Origin of the sequence: Duganella sp. CF517 (genome assembly GCF_900110275.1) — a bacterium.
In the GTDB taxonomy this organism is placed as follows: Bacteria; Pseudomonadota; Gammaproteobacteria; order Burkholderiales; family Burkholderiaceae_D; genus Rugamonas.
Genome location: NZ_FODC01000007.1, coordinates 36,562 through 52,151, shown reverse-complemented (window position 1 = coordinate 52,151; position 15,590 = coordinate 36,562). Strand labels below are relative to the sequence as shown.

The 15,590-nt window shown below is 65.5% G+C and carries 18 protein-coding genes; 6 read left to right on the top strand and 12 right to left on the bottom strand.

Annotation, left to right across the window (positions count from 1 at the left end):
• Positions 1-42: 42 nt before the first annotated feature.
• Positions 43-750 (top strand): DUF1349 domain-containing protein, encoded by a 708-nt coding sequence (locus BMX85_RS24210; protein ID WP_177196874.1) that lies wholly within the window; start codon positions 43-45, stop codon positions 748-750.
• Between the two features lie 37 nt (positions 751-787).
• Here the strand turns inward: BMX85_RS24210 and BMX85_RS24205 are convergent, their stop codons facing one another.
• Both BMX85_RS24205 and BMX85_RS24200 read right to left on the bottom strand, forming a co-directional pair.
• Positions 788-1,738 carry a GlxA family transcriptional regulator gene (locus tag BMX85_RS24205; RefSeq protein WP_090324915.1) on the bottom strand — a complete coding sequence of 317 codons (951 nt, stop codon included), beginning with the start codon at positions 1,736-1,738 and terminating at the stop codon, positions 788-790.
• Between the two features lie 23 nt (positions 1,739-1,761).
• Positions 1,762-2,676, bottom strand: a complete 915-nt coding sequence (locus BMX85_RS24200) for a DMT family transporter (RefSeq protein ID WP_090324913.1) — start codon at positions 2,674-2,676, stop codon at positions 1,762-1,764.
• A 90-nt stretch (positions 2,677-2,766) separates the two neighbouring features.
• Here BMX85_RS24200 and BMX85_RS24195 point away from each other — a divergent pair, with 90 nt between their 5' ends.
• The 3 genes from BMX85_RS24195 (at position 2,767) to BMX85_RS24185 (ending at position 4,466) form a co-directional block, all read left to right on the top strand.
• Positions 2,767-3,240 (top strand): MarR family winged helix-turn-helix transcriptional regulator, encoded by a 474-nt coding sequence (locus tag BMX85_RS24195; protein ID WP_090324910.1) that lies wholly within the window; start codon positions 2,767-2,769, stop codon positions 3,238-3,240.
• Entirely contained in the window at positions 3,237-3,521 is a 285-nt protein-coding gene (locus tag BMX85_RS24190; protein WP_090324907.1) for a hypothetical protein, read from the top strand. Before BMX85_RS24195 ends, BMX85_RS24190 begins: the two co-directional genes overlap by 4 nt.
• Before the next feature lie 108 nt (positions 3,522-3,629).
• Complete coding sequence (locus BMX85_RS24185) at positions 3,630-4,466, top strand: HDOD domain-containing protein (RefSeq protein WP_090324904.1); 837 nt, start codon at positions 3,630-3,632, stop codon at positions 4,464-4,466.
• A 188-nt stretch (positions 4,467-4,654) separates the two neighbouring features.
• On the opposite strand, the gene BMX85_RS24180 is transcribed toward BMX85_RS24185, so the two are convergent.
• The 6 genes from BMX85_RS24180 to eat form a co-directional block, all read right to left on the bottom strand.
• Positions 4,655-5,272, bottom strand: coding sequence for a glutathione S-transferase family protein (locus tag BMX85_RS24180; protein ID WP_090324902.1), 618 nt, complete (start codon positions 5,270-5,272; stop codon positions 4,655-4,657).
• Between the two features lie 61 nt (positions 5,273-5,333).
• A complete protein-coding gene (locus BMX85_RS24175) occupies positions 5,334-6,029 on the bottom strand; it encodes a helix-turn-helix transcriptional regulator (protein WP_177196873.1) in 696 nt (231 codons plus the stop codon).
• 5 nt (positions 6,030-6,034) lie between these two features.
• Complete coding sequence (eutC, locus tag BMX85_RS24170; protein ID WP_177196883.1) at positions 6,035-6,871, bottom strand: ethanolamine ammonia-lyase subunit EutC; 837 nt, start codon at positions 6,869-6,871, stop codon at positions 6,035-6,037.
• 38 nt (positions 6,872-6,909) lie between these two features.
• On the bottom strand, positions 6,910-8,301 hold the full coding sequence (locus BMX85_RS24165; protein WP_090324895.1) for an ethanolamine ammonia-lyase subunit EutB: 1,392 nt from the start codon (positions 8,299-8,301) through the stop codon (positions 6,910-6,912).
• A gap of 36 nt (positions 8,302-8,337) precedes the next feature.
• Positions 8,338-9,138 (bottom strand): TorF family putative porin, encoded by an 801-nt coding sequence (locus BMX85_RS24160; protein ID WP_090324893.1) that lies wholly within the window; start codon positions 9,136-9,138, stop codon positions 8,338-8,340.
• A 17-nt stretch (positions 9,139-9,155) separates the two neighbouring features.
• Positions 9,156-10,535 carry an ethanolamine permease gene (gene eat, locus BMX85_RS24155; protein WP_090324891.1) on the bottom strand — a complete coding sequence of 460 codons (1,380 nt, stop codon included), beginning with the start codon at positions 10,533-10,535 and terminating at the stop codon, positions 9,156-9,158.
• A gap of 190 nt (positions 10,536-10,725) precedes the next feature.
• On the opposite strand from eat, the gene BMX85_RS24150 reads away from it, so the two are divergent.
• Positions 10,726-11,697: a helix-turn-helix domain-containing protein gene (locus tag BMX85_RS24150; protein WP_090324889.1), complete on the top strand. Its 972-nt coding sequence runs from the start codon at positions 10,726-10,728 to the stop codon at positions 11,695-11,697.
• A 6-nt stretch (positions 11,698-11,703) separates the two neighbouring features.
• On the opposite strand, the gene BMX85_RS24145 is transcribed toward BMX85_RS24150, so the two are convergent.
• Positions 11,704-12,237 carry a chromate transporter gene (locus BMX85_RS24145; protein ID WP_090324886.1) on the bottom strand — a complete coding sequence of 178 codons (534 nt, stop codon included), beginning with the start codon at positions 12,235-12,237 and terminating at the stop codon, positions 11,704-11,706.
• A complete protein-coding gene (locus BMX85_RS24140; protein ID WP_090324883.1) occupies positions 12,230-12,841 on the bottom strand; it encodes a chromate transporter in 612 nt (203 codons plus the stop codon). Before BMX85_RS24140 ends, BMX85_RS24145 begins: the two co-directional genes overlap by 8 nt.
• Positions 12,842-12,932: 91 nt before the next feature.
• Between BMX85_RS24140 and BMX85_RS24135 the strand changes: the two genes are divergently transcribed.
• Positions 12,933-13,820, top strand: coding sequence for a LysR family transcriptional regulator (locus tag BMX85_RS24135; RefSeq protein ID WP_090324880.1), 888 nt, complete (start codon positions 12,933-12,935; stop codon positions 13,818-13,820).
• Positions 13,821-13,826: 6 nt separating this feature from the next.
• On the opposite strand, the gene BMX85_RS24130 is transcribed toward BMX85_RS24135, so the two are convergent.
• Together BMX85_RS24130 and secF are read right to left on the bottom strand one after the other, a co-directional pair.
• Positions 13,827-14,240 carry a hypothetical protein gene (locus BMX85_RS24130; RefSeq protein WP_143068058.1) on the bottom strand — a complete coding sequence of 138 codons (414 nt, stop codon included), beginning with the start codon at positions 14,238-14,240 and terminating at the stop codon, positions 13,827-13,829.
• 326 nt (positions 14,241-14,566) lie between these two features.
• Positions 14,567-15,589, bottom strand: a complete 1,023-nt coding sequence (gene secF / locus BMX85_RS24125) for a protein translocase subunit SecF (protein ID WP_090324875.1) — start codon at positions 15,587-15,589, stop codon at positions 14,567-14,569.
• Between the last annotated feature and the right edge of the window lies 1 nt (position 15,590).

Here is a 15,590-nt window from a genome sequence, read left to right as displayed (position 1 = left end):
CCATTCCGGCGGGCGGCCCCGGGCGTGCAGACGCCAACCACCATGGAAGACCTCATCATGTTGCAACAGAAGAAATTCGCGCTAGGCGCGCTCGCCATGGCGGCGGCGCTGATGGCGGCGCCGGCGCACGCCAGCGAGGCCACGCTCAAGGACGGCAAGCTGGCGATCGACACGCTGCCGTTCGCGCTCGAATCGCAGCTCGACCTCGGCGCGGCCAGCGTCAAGGACAAGGCGCTGGTGTTGCAAGCCAAAAAAGGCACCGACTTGTACGCCAACACCGACGGCACCGAGATCGCCGACAACACGCCGCGCGTGCTGTTCCAGCCGGTCGGCGACTTCATCTTCTCGGCCAAGGTCACGGCCGGCGTCAACCACGCGTTCAACGGCGGCGCGCTGATCGTCTACAACGACAAGGCCAACTGGGCCAAGCTGCTGTTCGAATTCGCCAAGACCGGCGCGGCCGGCATCTCGTCCACGGTGGCCAAGGGCGTCGGCGACGACGCCCACCACGGCGTGCGGCCGGGCGGCGCGGTCTACCTGAAGGTATTGCGGCGCAAGGACATGTTCGTGTTCTACACCTCGCCGGACGGGCGCGACTGGAGCATGGTGCGCAGCTTCAGCCTGCCGGGCGCGGCCACCGCGAAAGTCGGCTTCTCGTCGCAATCGCCGGCCGGCGACGGCTTCAGCGCGCAGTTCTCCGACGTCAAGTTCCGGAACGCCACGTTCAAGGATTTCTGGCAGGGGGAATAAACGCGGAATATGCGCGGAAGGCCGAACCCGGCGCGGCTCAGGCCGGCCGGTTGGCCAGTTTGCGCTGGCGCTCCTCGCGCGGGGTGTTGCCGAACAGCGCGCCGAAGGCCGTAGAAAAATGCGAGCCGGACGAGAAGCCGCACATCAGCCCGACCTGGACGATCGAGTGGTTGGTGTCGAGCAGCAGTTGCCGCGCCCGCTGCAGCCTCAGTTCCAGGTAATAGCGCGACGGCAGGCTGTTCAGGTATTGCTTGAACAGGCGCTCGAGCTGGCGGCGCGACAGCCCCACCAGGTTGGCGATGTCGTCGGTCGACAGCGGTTCCTCGATATTGGTTTCCATCAGGGTCACCGCCTCGGACAGGCGCGGCTGCAACGCGCCGAAACGGGCCTGCAGCGCCACCCGCTGGCGCTCCTCGTGGCCGCGCACGCGTTCGATGCACAGCGCCTCCTTGATGGCGGCCTGCACCGTCGCACCGAACAGGGCTTCGATCAGGGTCAGCGAGAAGTCGATGCTGGCGGCGCCGCCGCAGCAGCTCAGGTGGCGCCCGTCGAGCTCGAACAGGTGCGGCGTCAGGATCGCGCGCTCGTTGATGTGCTCGGTATCGGCGTACAGCGCCCACGGCAGCGCCACGCGCACGCCCGCCATCACGCCGGCCTCGGCCAGCCACAGCACGCCGGCGCCGACGCCGCCCCAGTAGTCGGCCGCGCGGCAGCGCTCGATCACGGCGCGGCTCAGTTCGGACGCCATCGGCGCCTGGTTCTCGTCGGCCACCAGCAGCGCCAGGTGGCGTTGCCCGGGCGGGGCCAGCATCAGTTGCGCCGGGGTTAGGGTTTCCAGCTGCAAGGCATCCTTGCCGAGGATGGTCGCGGCCAGCCGCAGCGGCTGCACCAGCCCGGCCCAGGTGATGGCGTCGGCCTCGCCCGCGTTCACCAGCAGCATGCGCAGCGGCCGTTGCCGGGCGAGCGGGGTAAGGTTAGCGAAGGACATCGGGAATCGTCATGGTAGGGTGGCTATTCGGGCGCCAGCGCGGCGGCCGGACGTTCGGTGCTCCACTGGCTGACTATCATACCGGAGATCAACAGCGCCGCGCCCAGCAGGCCGTTCCAGGCCAAGGTCTCGCCCAGCCAGAAATAGGCGAAGATCGCCGCGCAGCCCGGCTCGAAGGCGTAGATCACGGCCGCCTCGTTGGCGCTGCTGTGGCGCTGGCCCCAGGTTTGCAGCGAGATGATGGCGGCCGTGGCGACCACGCCCAGGTAGATGATGTTGACGGCGTATGTCTCCAGGCCGGTGCGGATGTAGTTGACATAGTTGGGCAGGTCCTCGGCCCGTTCGGCCGCGCCCAGCGGCACTTCGCGCAGCAGCAGCCAGGCCGCCGAGCACAGCGCCACCGTGACGATCTGCGACGCCGTCAGCACCATCAGCTTGTCGACCTTGCGGGTGGTCGACGCCATCAACACCACATAAATGCCGAAAAACACCGCGCACAGCAGCGCCAGCGTGTCGCCGCGCCCCCAGACGAAACCGCCCTCCCAGCACAGCGCGAACAAGCCCGCCAGCGCCAGCAACAGCGCGACGACGATGCGGCGCTCCAACATCTTCCCCGTCAGCACGCCGATCAGCGGCGGCACCAGAACGTTCAGGCCGGTGACGAAGGCGTTGCGGTTGGAAGTGGTCAACGCCAGGCCCTCGATCTGGAACACGTAGCACAGGAACAACACGCCGCCGGCCAGCACGCCCCAGCGCACATCGCTCCAGCTGGCGCGCCACAGGAACGGCAGCAGCAACAGGCTGGCGATGGCGAAGCGGCTCAGCACGATCCAGCTGGCGGACAGCGTGCCGGTCATGTCCTTCATCGCCGGAAAGGTGGTGCCCCAGACCAGGGTTACGATGAGCAACGCGGCGACGCCGCGCAAGTGGTGTGGCATGGTTTTTATTATCAACTATGTTATGAATTATTGTGGCGCATAGTGTACCCGCCCGTGCCGCAAATTGCGAACCAGCTATAATCACGGTCTATGGGTGAACGATATCTGAAGAGTATCCGGTTGCTGGCCGAGTGCATGCAGGGCTTTGAACGGCTCTCGAGCGAACGGGCACGCCAGAGCGGCCTGACGCATCCGCAGTTCGACATCATCGCCACGCTGGGCAACACGCCCGGCATGTCGTACAAGGAACTGGGCGAGAAAACGCTGATCACCAAGGGCACGCTGACCGGCGTGATCGAACGGCTGGAACAGAAAGGGCTGGTGGAGCGTCAGCGCAACGACTGCGACAAGCGTTCTTTCTTTGTCCGCCTGACGGCCGACGGCGAGGCGACGTTCAACGCCGCCTTCCCCAAGATGATGGAGATGGGCAGGAATCTGTTCACGGACTACCGCGAGGAAGATCTCGCGGCCCTTGAAAAAAACCTGTCCAAGCTCAAAACTGTGATCATGGCCGGCCATCCCGGATGCCCGTCCACCCCCGACCCAACCAAGGAAAACATTTGAAAACGACTCTGCTCGAAGGCAAAAAGCCAGCCAAATTCGACAAACACATCATCGGCAACCTGCTGCTCAACGTCGACACCCCGGACGAGGTGCGCAAGGAAAAGCTGCTGATCGGCGTGCGCAACGAGGACGGCGAGATCTACCGCCTGATCGGCGCGACCAAGCACAATAGCTTCATGAACGCGGTCGAGGAGCTGTTCGACCTCGGCCTGACCGACGAACTGCAGGATTCCGACGACATCGTCGACGGCTGCGACGCCATCTTCAGCGAACCGCAGTAATCCCGCGCGCCTCGGCGCGGCGGCGACGGCGCAGGCCGGTGTGGCGCGGCATGAAAGTATTTTCCGAATAAATGCTCCAAGGCAATATTCGAGAGTATAATTTTTGTGATGGACAGACTCGACGCCTTCAAAGCTATCGCCGCTCAAGCGAGCCGCGGGGAACTGACGTTCCCGGCCAACGTCAACGCCTCGCTGCGGCTGCAGCAGGCGTTGAGCGACCCGGACTGCCACGTCGAAGCGGCGGCCAAACTGATCCAGGCAGACCCGTTGCTGGCCGCGCGCAGCGTCGCCATCGCCAACTCGGTCGCCTACAACCGTTCCGGTACTGAAATCTCCAGCGTGCGCGCGGCCGTCCAGCGGCTCGGCGTGCGCACCTTGCAATCGCTGGTGGCGGCGTTGATCGTGCGCCAGATCGGCAGCCAGGTCACCGACCCGGTGCTGCAGGCCAAAATCAATCAATTGTGGGAACACACCGCGCATGTGGCCGCGCTGTCGCAGGTGATCGCGCGGCGCGTCACGCATGTCGATCCGGATACGGCGCTGTTCGCCGGCATCGTGCACGAGGTGGCCGGCTTTTACATGCTGTCGTGCGCGGGCGACCATCCGGAAGTGATGGAAGGCGAGCCGGAAGATTGGGTCGAGCATGGCGAGGTCGAGATCGGCCGTGGCGTGCTGACCAAGCTCGCGGTGCCGGACGGCGTCTATAAATCGATCGAGTCGATGTGGCTGGGCTTGCGCGCCTTGCCGCCGGAAACGCTGGGCGACACGCTGCTGCTGGCCAATGATTTGTCGCCGGTGCACTCGCCGCTGTATCAGCGGCCGGGCGCCACCAGCTTGCCGTGCGCGCGCACCATCGACTTCGTCGTCGGCGAAGGCACCTTGCACGCGATCATGGTCGAGTCGGCGCACGAGGTGCGCTCCCTGTATGCGGTGCTGATGCTTTAACCCCCGTCTAGTGTTGGGCTCGTGTCGTAATGACAGACTTGACCCCGGAGTGCGCGGGCAAAAAAAAGCCCGCTTGGTAGCGGGCAAAGTCCAAAACTAGGGATCTCCTCCAGAGGAGACAGTTCAAGAATACCTGCCACCGCCTCCCTGCTCTGTGCGCCAATTCACATAGCAGCGACATTTCATGATCACCAGACCGGTTCGGTGTTTTTCCAGACGTCGAGCTGCCGCACGCGCGCGTACCACGCCATGAGATGGGGATATTGCTGGACCGGCAGCCTGGCTTGTTCGGTGTACATCAGCGGCGGCGCCAGCGCGAAATCAGCCAGGCTCAGCTTATCGCCGACCAGCCATTCGCGGCCCGCCAGATGGCCGTCCAGCACCGCCGCGAACCTGGCCAGCTCGCTCTCGGCGCGGGCGACGACGTCCGCGTCCGGGCCGCCCTGGCCGATCAGGCCCTTCCAGATCCGTTCGAACGTCAGGTAGCCGATCGCCGGCGACCAGTGCTGACACGCCCACAGCATCCAGCGGTTGATGTCGGCGCGCGCCACGATGTGGTCGGGATACAGCGTCTGGCCCAGGGTGCGGTCGGCCAGGTATTGCATGATGGCGCACGATTCCCACAAGGTGAAGTCGCCGTCCTGCAAGACCGGTAGCTTGCAATTGGGATTGAGCTCGCTCAGCCGGCGCCGGTCGTCCGGGTTCATCAAGCTTACTTCCGTCAGGTCCAGCGGCGTGCCCATGTATTCGGCGGCCAGCATCACGCGGCGGGAATTGGAGGAGATCGAGTGGTGGTAGAGTCGCATGGCTTGCTCCGATGAGGGTGGGTGAGGACGCCATCGTACGGCCGCCATGCGACAGTTTTTGTCAGGAGTCTTCGGGGATCGCGTGTTCCTTGCGCCACGTGCGCAGCAGGTCGTGGCGGCGCGCCGGGTAGCGCTCGCCGGTGGTGCGCACTTCGGCGATGCGGTCGATGCGGAAGTGGCGGAACCCCATGCGCAGCTCGCACCAAGCGGCCAGCATGCGGCTGCCCTCGAAGAACGCCAGCGCGAACGGCCACACCATGCGCTCGGACGCCGCGCCCTTTTCGTCGCGGTAGCCCAGCCGCAGCCGGTGCTGGTAGCGGATCGCTTCGCGCACCGGCCGCACGTGGACGTCGCTGGCCTCCGGCGCGGTTTTCCCCATCGGCACCCACAGGCTGGTTTCGGCCATGTCGTCACGCAGGTCCTTGGGCGTGGCGGTGGCGATCTTGGCCAGCGCGCTGGTGGCGGCCGCCGCCAGCCCTTCGTCGCCCTGGCGGCGCACCCAGCGCGCGCCCAGCACCAGCGCTTCCAGTTCGTCGGCGCCGAACATCAGCGGCGGCAGGAAGCTGCCCGCTTTCAGCATGTAACCGACGCCGGCCTCGCCCTGCAGCGGCGCGCCCAGGCTCGACAGGGTCTGGATGTCGCGGTAGATCGTGCGTTCGGACACGCCCAGCTGTTCGGCCAGGCGGGCGGCGGTGACGGGACGGCGGTAGCCGCGCATCGCGTCCATCAGCAGGAAAAGTCGGCCGGATCGGCTCATGGTCGTTAGTCGTGGTCGAGCAGGAAGTTGCGCTGTGGCGCGTCCAGTGCGTGGTTGTCGGTGGCCGTTTCATCCTTGAGCGCGACGCCCGACAATTGCCGTTTGCGCGCTTCGGATAACAGATAGTGAAGCTTGAACGCTGCGTCGGCGTAGGTCAAGCCCGCCGGACGCACATTCGAGATGCAATTGCGGCTGGCGTCCGTCAAGCCGGCCTTCGGCGCCCACGTCAGGTACAGGCCCATGCTGTCCGGGGAACTGAGGCCGGGCCGCTCGCCGATCAGCACCACCACGGCGCGCGCGCCGAGCAGCTCGCCCACCTCGTCGCCGACCGCCACCCGGCCCTGGCCGACGATGGCCGGCGGCGCCAGCGACCAGCCGTCGTCCGCCAGGCGCGCCATCAGGGTTGTGATGAACGGGACGGCGTTTTGTTCGATGGCCAGCGCCGACAGGCCGTCGGCGATGACGATCGCCAGGTCGTGGCCGCGCGGCTCGACCGTCCGCCGGCGCAGCAAGGCCTGGCGCGAGGCGTCGTCGAGCCGGCGGCCCAGGTCGGGCCGTTGCAGGTAGATGTCGCGGCTGGCCGCCGCGCTGTGCAGCGGCAGGCAGCGCAGCCCGCAGGCGGCCAGCAGCGCCTCGCCCAGCGCGGCCTGGTCCAGCGCCAGGTGCACGGCGTCGCGCGCGCGCGCGTGCGCCAGCTGGAACGCCAGCTGCGGCGCGGTCGGCTGGCTGACGCCGCTGCGGCCCAGCGCGATGCGCGCGGCCGTGAAGCGCCGCAGCGACTGCCAGGGGTTGGCGGTCACCACGCCGTCGGCGCCCGCTTCGGGCAGCGGCCGGCCGACCATGATATTGCTCTCGGCATCGTCCATAGAATTCCTGTGCTTTACGTCAAACTGGCCAGCGCGCGCTGGAACGCCACCGGCATGCCGCTGCCCAGGGTGGCGCGTTCATCGTCGGTGAAAATATGCATCGCCTTCAGCCAGGCTTCGAATTCCGGCGTCGTCCTCAGGCCCAGCACGCGGCGCGCGTACAGCGCGTCGTGGAACGACGTGGTCTGGTAGTTGAGCATGATATCGTCCGAACCCGGGATGCCCATGACGAAGGTGCAGCCGGCCGCGCCCAGCAGCGTCAGCAGCATGTCCATATCGTCCTGGTCGGCCTCGGCGTGGTTGGTGTAGCAGACGTCGCAACCCATCGGCAGGCCCAGCAGCTTGGCGCAGAAGTGGTCCTCCAGCCCGGCGCGGATGATCTGCTTGCCGTCGTACAGGTACTCGGGGCCGATGAAGCCGACCACCGAGTTCACCAGCAACGGCTGGAACTTGCGCGCGACCGCGTAGGCGCGCGTTTCGCAGGTTTGCTGGTCGACGCCGTGGTGGGCGTTGGCCGACAGCGCGCTGCCCTGCCCCGTTTCGAAATACATGACGTTGTCGCCGACGGTGCCGCGCCGCAGCGACAGCGCCGCCTGGCGCGCTTCGTCCAGCAGCGCGATGTTGATGCCGAAGCTGGCGTTGGCCGCCTCGGTGCCGGCGATCGACTGGAACACCAGGTCGACCGGCGCGCCGCGCTCGATGGCGGCGATGGTGTTGGTGACGTGCGTGAGCACGCACGATTGCGTCGGGATGCCGTAGCGGGCGATGATCTCGTCGAGCATGGTGACGATCCTGATCACCTGCGGCACGTTGTCGGTGGCCGGGTTGATGCCGATGACGGCGTCGCCGCTGCCGTACAGCAGGCCGTCGAGCACGCTGGCGGCGATGCCGGTGGCGTCGTCGGTCGGGTGGTTCGGTTGCAGGCGGGTGGCCATGCGGCCCTGCAGGCCGATGGTGTTGCGGAAGCGGGTGACGACGCGGCATTTTTTCGCCACCAGGATCAAGTCCTGGATGCGCATGATCTTGCAGACGGCGGCCGCCATCTCGGGGGTGATGCCGGCGCAGACGGCGGCCAGCGCCGCTTCGTCGGCGGCGTCGCCGAGCAGCCAGTTGCGGAAGTCGCCGACGGTCAGGTGGGCGATGCGGGCGAAGGCGGTTTTGTCGTGGTCGTCGATGATCAGGCGCGTGACTTCATCCTGCTCGTAGGGGATGACCAGTTCGTTGAGGAACAACGTCAGCGGCAGGTCGGCCAGCGCCATTTGCGCGGCGACGCGCTCTTCGGCGCTGGCGGCGGCCAGCCCGGCGAGGTGGTCGCCGGAGCGGGCCGGCGTGGCTTTCGCCATCAAGTCCTTGAGGTCGCGGAACTGATAGGTTTTGCTGCCCACCGTGTGCGAGAAGCTGCCCATGTTGTCTCCGATGCTAAGCCAATGCCGATACCAATACTAGAACGTGCGCGTCGCCGTCACCAGCAACCGCTTCTGCACCACGTTCTTGCCGCTGCCGTCGGCGTTGAAGAAGGTCCACAACGGCGTGCCGTTCTTGCTGGCGTCGCCGCTGTTGTACACCGCCGCCGCCGAGAACGCCCATTTGTCCATCGTCTTCGTCACGCCCGCCTTCACATCGTAAAAATTGAACTCGCTCATGTGGCGCACGTTCTGCTTGCCCGCGTGCAGGTTCAACACCAGGCCCGGCGCCAGTTCCGGATTCCAGTTCACTTCGCCGTACAGGGTGCCGCGCGTGTCGACCAGCTCGCCCGTGGTGGGCTGGATCGTGAAGCCGAACCAGCGCTTGTTCAGCGACACCCAGCCGTAGGCGTTGAAGGCGCCGATGTTCACGCCCAGCTTGGCCTCCTGCGTATGGTACTTGATGTCCTGGCCGCCCGTCGCGTAATGCGCGCCGGGGAACCAGTACGTGACCAGGCCGGCGTCGATGACCGTGTCGGCGTTCAGGCTGTGGCGGTAGCCGCCGTAGACGTCGATCTCGGCGCCGGAACCATTGTTGTACGCCGCGTGCGAGACGCCCGAGCCGAACAGGCCGACATACAAGCCGCTCGCATGCGTGAAGTCCAAGGTGGCCTGGATGGTCGGCTTGGCCTGCGTTTGCGAAATGCCGCGGAACAGGTAGTCGGAGACGACGGTGACGTTGCCGCTCTCGGTCCAATCAGGGGGCGGTGCGGGATCGGCAGCCATTGCGGAGCCGGAAAACAAGGCGGCGCAAGCCAGCGTGAGGATAGTTTTAGACATTGAGTATGCTCCAGTGGTTAGATCGGGTCCAACGCGGCGTGCTGCCGGCGGCTGTCCTTGGTGAACAGGAAGAACACATAGCCGGCGGCCAGGAAGCCGACGAACAGCGCGAAGATCAGCGGGTTGTAATAGATCATCGTCCCCATGCAGACCAGCGCGCCGGCCAGCGCGATGGCCGGGAACAGCGGGTAGAACGGCGCCCGGAACGGACGCGCCATGTGCGGCTCGGCGCGGCGCAGCTTGAACAGGCTCAGCATGCTGACGATGTACATCGTGATGGCGCCGAACACCGACATGGTGACGATGTTGGCGGTCAGGGTCAGGCCGCCGATCTTGATCAGCTCGTCGCTGTAGATGGCGGCGATGCCGACCACGCCGCCGGCCAGCACGGCGCGGTGCGGCGTCTTGAAGCGCGGGTGGATCTTGGCGAAGTAATGCGGCAGATAGGCTTCGCGCGCCAGCGCGTAGATCTGGCGCGAGTAGCCGAGGATGATGCCGTGGAACGAGGCGATCAGGCCGAACAGCCCGAGCCACACCAGCATGTGCAGCCAGCCGCTGTTTTCGCCGACGATCAGCTTCATCGCCTGCGGCAGCGGGTCGTTGATGTTGGCCAGCTTGGTCCAGTCGCCGGCGCCGCCGGCGAACACCATCACGCCGATCGCCAGCAGCACCAGGGTGATGATGCCGGTGATATAGGCGATCGGAATCGAGCGCTTGGGGTCCTTGGCCTCCTCGGCCGCCATCGCCACGCCTTCGATCGCCAGGAAGAACCAGATGGCGAACGGGATCGCCGCGAACATGCCCGGCACCGAGGCCAGGCTGAAGCTGTCGGAGCCCGACCAGCCGCCCTTGGTGAAATTGGCCATCGAGAAGCCCGGCGCGACCACGCCCATGAACACCAGCAGTTCGAAGATCGCCAGCAAGGCCATCAGCAGTTCGAAGGTGGCGGCCACCTGCACGCCGACGATGTTGAGCGTCATGAACACCAGGTAGGCGCCCACGGCCGCCAGCTTGGGGTCGATCTGCGGGAACTGCACGTTGAGGTAGGCGCCGATCGCCAGCGCGATGGCGGGCGGGGCGAACACGAACTCGATCAAGGTGGCGGCGCCGGCCAGGTAACCGCCGGTGGGGCCGAAGGCGCGCTTGCTGTAGGCGAACGGGCCGCCGGCGTGCGGGATCGAGGTGGTCAGCTCGGTGAAGCTGAAGATGAAGGTGGTGTACATGGCCGCGACGAACAGCGCGGTGATGGTGAAGCCGAGGGTGCCGGCCGAGGCCCAGCCATAGCTCCAGCCGAAGTATTCGCCGGAGATGACCAGCCCGACGGCGATGCCCCATAGCTGGAAGGTGCTCAGCGTCTGCTGCAGCGCGGGCTTGCCGGCCGCTTGTTTTGCGTTCATATTTTTTCCCCTAATTTAGCCGCGTCTGAGGCCCGGATGGACGCCTGGTCCGGGCGGGTATGGAAGTTGCTGCGAATTTCAGTATAGAAGCGGGGCCCGGCCCGCCGTTATCGAAAATCGGCAAACTTGAGGCAGTACGGTGCGGCGACGACGGCAAATACAACAACAGCGACACAGCAGGGGAATTGATATGCACCAGACTGCAACACAGTTGTTGCACCATGCGCGCGACGTACGCACGGTGCTGGCGCACGACGCCGATGCATTGGCCAGCGAGCTGACCAACTGGGAGCAGCGTTACGACCAGATCAGCTCCGGCCTGTTTCGCGGTGCCCTGACGGAACGTCAGTTACCCCAGCTACAAGTGTTCCGCGAACGCCTGAGCCAGTCGGTGCGGCAGTCGTGCCGCGTGTGGCCGGACGCGATCTGGTTCGGCCTGCCCGACCATGCGGCGGCCACGCGCATCAACGGCCGCCAGACCGGGGCCGATTCGATCATGGTGCAGCCGGGCAATGTTGAGTTCGAGTTGGTGACGCCGAGCGACTACAGTATCTACGGCATCGTCGCCAGCCGGCAGCTGCTGGCCGATACCGCACGCGCGCATGGCTGCCAGATCGATTGGCAGCGCGTGCAGTCGGCCGATCTGCTGCAGGTCGACGCGGCCGGGCGCGCGGCCTTCCTGCGCACCTTGGCGCGGCTGCTGCCCGATGCAACGCAAGCTGTGGACGGCGAGGCGGAGCCACAATGGCAACAGGGTGTTTTGTTGGCGTTGCTCGACATGCTGGACCACCGTTGCGTGGAACCGGAGCTGGCCGCCAGCCTGCAACGGCGGCGGCGCGTGGTGGCGCTGGCGCGCGAGTATATCCAGGCGCACCGCAGCGAAGCGATCACCGTGCCGGAGCTGTGCGAGCAGGTGCACGTGAGCCGCCGCACCTTGCAGTACTGCTTCGAGGATGTGCTGGGGATGAGCCCCATGCTGTACCTGCGCATGACGCGGCTGAACGGCGTGCGGCGCCAGCTGAACGACGGCGCGCCGGGCGGGGTGGCGATCGGCGATGTCGCCGACGCGTGGGGGCTGAGTAATTTCAGCCAGTTCTCCAGCGACTACCGCAAGCTGTTCGGGCACTGCCCGTCGGCGACGTTGAAGGCGCGCTCGCAGTAGCGATGGTCAGATGATTCGCAGCGCGCCGGCGGCGGCGCCAAGCGCGATCAGCACCACCGGATTGAGTTTGGTGCGCAGCAGGATCAGCGCCGACAGCAGGGTCACGACATCGGCGCGCCAGTCGGTGTTGGAGATGCCGGTGAACAGCCACGCGGTGGCGGCCATCAAGCCGATCGACATCGGGCCGAACGCCTGGCCCAGCGCGCGCGACAAGCGGCTGCCGGCGCGGCCCGCGTGCCAGCGGACGGCGGTCAAGGTCAACAAGGTGGACGGCACGATCACGGCGATGGTGGTCATGACGGCGCCGGACCAGCCGCCGATCAGCCATCCCACCAGGGAGATGAACAGCAGGTTGGGACCGGGCGCCGCCTGGGCAATGGCGTAGGCGGCGGAGAACTGCTCGTTGGTCAGCCAGTGCTGGCCTTCGACCACATACTGCCCCACCTGTGGCGCCAGCAGCACCACGCCGCCGCCGACCGCCATCAGCGACATCAGCGCGATATGCAGCGACAACTGGCCGATCGGCGATTGCTCATTCATGTTTGTCTCCCAGCAGGTACGCGGCGGCGGTGCCCAACGGCGCCAGCACGCAGAACACCAGCGCCAGCTGCCACTTCAACAGTCCCAGCGCGACAAAGGCCAGCACCATCATCGCCAGCTTCAGTTGATCGTGCTTGCGCCGCCAGTGGGCCTTGGCGAACATCGCCAGCGCCATCTTGGCCGCCGTCGCCAGGATCAGCCCCGCCGCGACGGCGGCCATGCCGCCGATCGCGCGCCGGATGATCTCCAGGTCGCCGAACTGCTGGTACACCACGCCCAGCCCGATGACGATGAAGAACGGCCCGAGGATCAAGCCGCCCACCGCCGCCAGCGCGCCGCGAATGCCGGCGTAGCGGTTGCCGACCATCAGGCCGACGTTGCAGACCGTCGGCCCGGGCAGCATCTGGCTCATCGCCATGCATTTTGCGAACTCCCCGGCCGTCAGCCACTTGTGCTGCTCGACCAGGGCGCGGTAGGCGACCGGCATCACGCCGCCAAAGCCCATCAGCGCCAGCCTGGAGAAGACGAAGAAAATCGTTGATGGCGATAGTTGCGGCGATAGTTGGTCTGTGCGCTCGGTAAGCGCGCCCGCCTGGGTGTGCATGGTGTGTACTCCTGGACTCGATGGCGGGATTTTCCTCCTCGGTCAAATATAAGTACAATGAATTTATTTAGACCATTCATTCATTTACCTAATGAAAATCGATATTCTCGGCGTGCAGGCGTTCGTCGCGATCGCGGACTTTGGCGGCTTTCAGAAGGCGGCCGATACGCTGCACGTCACGCAAACGGCGGTGACGCAACGGCTGCGCAATCTGGAGGACTTCCTCGGCGTGATGCTGGTCGAGCGCACCACGCGCACCATCGCGCTGACCGGCATCGGCAAGGACTTCCTGCCGCAGGCGCGCAGGCTGCTGCAGGAGCTGTCGTCGACGCTGACCGAAATCCGCGAGACCGGCAAGGCGCAGCGCGGCGACATCACGATCGCCAGCGTGCCGACCGCCGGCATTCAGTTCCTGCCCGAGATCGTCCGCGAATACTCGGCGCGCTTTCCGGACAACCGCGTCAAGATACTCGACCAAGCATCCGCGCGCGTGGCCGAGGCGGTGCTGAGCCGCGAGGCCGAATTCGGCATCAACCTGTCCGGCAGCACGCATCCGGATCTGGTCTCGGTGCCGGTGGTGCAGGATGAATTCGTGCTGCTGTGCCGCGACGACCACGCGCTGGCGAAACGGCGCTCGCTGACGTGGGTGCAGATCCAGCCCTACCCGCTGATCTTCTCCGGCGACGTCAACGGCAACCGCGCGCTGCTCGACAGCTACCTTGGCGACAAGAGCATGAATCTGAGCCTGCAGTTCCAGTACGAGGTGCAGCGCAGCTCCACCGCCATCGGGCTGGTGGCGGCCGGCGTGGCGGCGGCCATCGTGCCCAATCTGGCGATCCAGAAGGGCACGTATCCGCGTCTGCGCGTGATCAAGCTGAAGGAGCCGGCCATCTCGCGCCAACTGGCGCTGATCACCCGCAAGGCCGGCCACCTGTCGCCGGCCGCGCGGGCGTTGTACGACATGATCGAGGCGGCATGATCGACTTCAATACGCGATGTCTTCCATGCGGTACCGGAACTTGCGTCGTTCGGGTAAATCCCAGCCCGGATCGAAATCCGACTTCTGGACCTGCTCCCTTGGCGGGGGTGATGTGGCCCCAGGCGGCGCGGCCGGCGGCGCTTTGACTTCGTTCGGGGTGCGCATGGCTGCGTCGGACGAGGCGACCGGAACGACGCGCGCGGCGACACCCGCCCCGCGTTCTTGATCCGGCTTGCGCTCTAACGCGGCGATTTCTTCACGCAGCACGCACGCCATCTTGAACTGCCGGTCGCCAGGGCGCCGAACCGACAAATCAAACCACGCGTTGCGGGCGGTGCGCGCGAACGAACGCGCGAACTGGTTGGGCGAGACGGACTCGCCATCATGAATGGAGAGCTGCGCGGGCATTGTGGTAAACATTCGTTTTCCTCCTCTCTTTTCTTCTCTTTTCTCTTATTTAGATCGCGAATTCAAAAAAGAGTTCGAATGTGGAGAAAAGAGAGGAAAAGAGGGTTGCAAGTGAAGGTTTACCACAGCGTATCGGGAGGGCGCACGTCCCCCACACTGCCCTGATGCGCCATGAGCCGCCGACAGCGCTTGGCGGATGACGCTGCGCTAATCCGCCCTACGGTTCCCATTGTTCCCAGGGTTCCGATGATTCCGATGATTCCGATGATTCCGATGGCCGCCAATAAAAAATCCCTCCCGGCGCGAACGCGGGGAGGGATTCGGCGAAGCGGCGTCGATTACACGACCGCGCCATCCGTTTCGTCTTTTTCCTTGACCGGCTTGATCAGGTCTTCGCGCTTGACGCCCAGCCACATGGCGATGGCGGCGGCGACGAACACCGACGAGTAGATGCCGAAGCAGATACCGATGGTCAGCGCCATGGCGAAGTAGTGCAAGGTCGGACCGCCGAAGAACAGCATCGCCAGCACCATCATCTGCGTGCAGCCGTGGGTGATGATGGTGCGCGAGATGGTCGAGGTGATCGCGCTGTCGATCACTTCATGCACGCTGGCCTTGCGCTGCTTGCGGAAGTTCTCGCGGATCCGGTCGAAAATCACCACCGATTCGTTGACCGAGTAACCGAGCACCGCCAGCACGCCGGCCAGCACCGTCAGCGAGAATTCCCACTGGAAGAAGGCGAAGAAGCCGAGGATGATCACCACGTCGTGCAAGTTGGCGATGATCGCCGACACGGCGTACTTCCACTCGAAGCGGATGGCCAGGTAGATCATCACGCCGATGATCACCATCACCAGCGCCTTCAGGCCGTTCTGGGTCAGCTCGTCGCCGACCTGCGGGCCGACGAACTCCACTTTGCGCAGCTCTACCAGCTCGACGCCGGAGGGTCCGGCGCACGCCTGCTTGAACACGTGCTCGCCCTTGGCGTTGATGTTGTCGATCTGGGTCAGGCCGCCCTTTTCCGCCGCGCACAAGGCCTCGTAGACCTTTTGCGACGCATCCTTGGCGGTGATGTTCTTGACCACGGGCAGACGCAGCAGCACGTCGTGCGCGGTGCCGAAGCCGGCCGCTTCCGGGTGCTCGTAACCGATGCCGCGCAGCGTGGCGCGGATCGCCTCGAGGTTGGCCGGTTGCGCGTAGCGCAGCTCCATCACGGTGCCGCCGGTGAACTCCACCGACAGGTTCAGCGGGCGATAGAACAGGAAGAACACGGCCGCGACAAAGGTCAACGCCGAGATGGCGTTGAAAATGATTGCATGCCGCATGAACGGTATGTCTTTTTTAATGCGGAAAAATTCCATG

Bases quoted from the DNA above. Each gene is read 5' to 3' on its own strand.
- BMX85_RS24210 (WP_177196874.1), top strand. From the start codon at position 43: ATGGAAGACCTCATCATGTTGCAACAGAAGAAATTCGCGCTAGGCGCG.
- BMX85_RS24205 (WP_090324915.1), bottom strand. From the start codon at position 1,738: ATGTCCTTCGCTAACCTTACCCCGCTCGCCCGGCAACGGCCGCTGCGC.
- BMX85_RS24200 (WP_090324913.1), bottom strand. From the start codon at position 2,676: ATGCCACACCACTTGCGCGGCGTCGCCGCGTTGCTCATCGTAACCCTG.
- BMX85_RS24195 (WP_090324910.1), top strand. From the start codon at position 2,767: ATGGGTGAACGATATCTGAAGAGTATCCGGTTGCTGGCCGAGTGCATG.
- BMX85_RS24185 (WP_090324904.1), top strand. From the start codon at position 3,630: ATGGACAGACTCGACGCCTTCAAAGCTATCGCCGCTCAAGCGAGCCGC.
- BMX85_RS24180 (WP_090324902.1), bottom strand. From the start codon at position 5,272: ATGCGACTCTACCACCACTCGATCTCCTCCAATTCCCGCCGCGTGATG.
- BMX85_RS24175 (WP_177196873.1), bottom strand. From the start codon at position 6,029: ATGAGCCGATCCGGCCGACTTTTCCTGCTGATGGACGCGATGCGCGGC.
- eutC (WP_177196883.1), bottom strand. From the start codon at position 6,871: ATGGTCGGCCGGCCGCTGCCCGAAGCGGGCGCCGACGGCGTGGTGACC.
- BMX85_RS24165 (WP_090324895.1), bottom strand. From the start codon at position 8,301: ATGGGCAGCTTCTCGCACACGGTGGGCAGCAAAACCTATCAGTTCCGC.
- BMX85_RS24160 (WP_090324893.1), bottom strand. From the start codon at position 9,138: ATGTCTAAAACTATCCTCACGCTGGCTTGCGCCGCCTTGTTTTCCGGC.
- eat (WP_090324891.1), bottom strand. From the start codon at position 10,535: ATGAACGCAAAACAAGCGGCCGGCAAGCCCGCGCTGCAGCAGACGCTG.
- BMX85_RS24150 (WP_090324889.1), top strand. From the start codon at position 10,726: ATGCACCAGACTGCAACACAGTTGTTGCACCATGCGCGCGACGTACGC.
- BMX85_RS24145 (WP_090324886.1), bottom strand. From the start codon at position 12,237: ATGAATGAGCAATCGCCGATCGGCCAGTTGTCGCTGCATATCGCGCTG.
- BMX85_RS24140 (WP_090324883.1), bottom strand. From the start codon at position 12,841: ATGCACACCCAGGCGGGCGCGCTTACCGAGCGCACAGACCAACTATCG.
- BMX85_RS24135 (WP_090324880.1), top strand. From the start codon at position 12,933: ATGAAAATCGATATTCTCGGCGTGCAGGCGTTCGTCGCGATCGCGGAC.
- BMX85_RS24130 (WP_143068058.1), bottom strand. From the start codon at position 14,240: ATGTTTACCACAATGCCCGCGCAGCTCTCCATTCATGATGGCGAGTCC.
- secF (WP_090324875.1), bottom strand. From the start codon at position 15,589: ATGGAATTTTTCCGCATTAAAAAAGACATACCGTTCATGCGGCATGCA.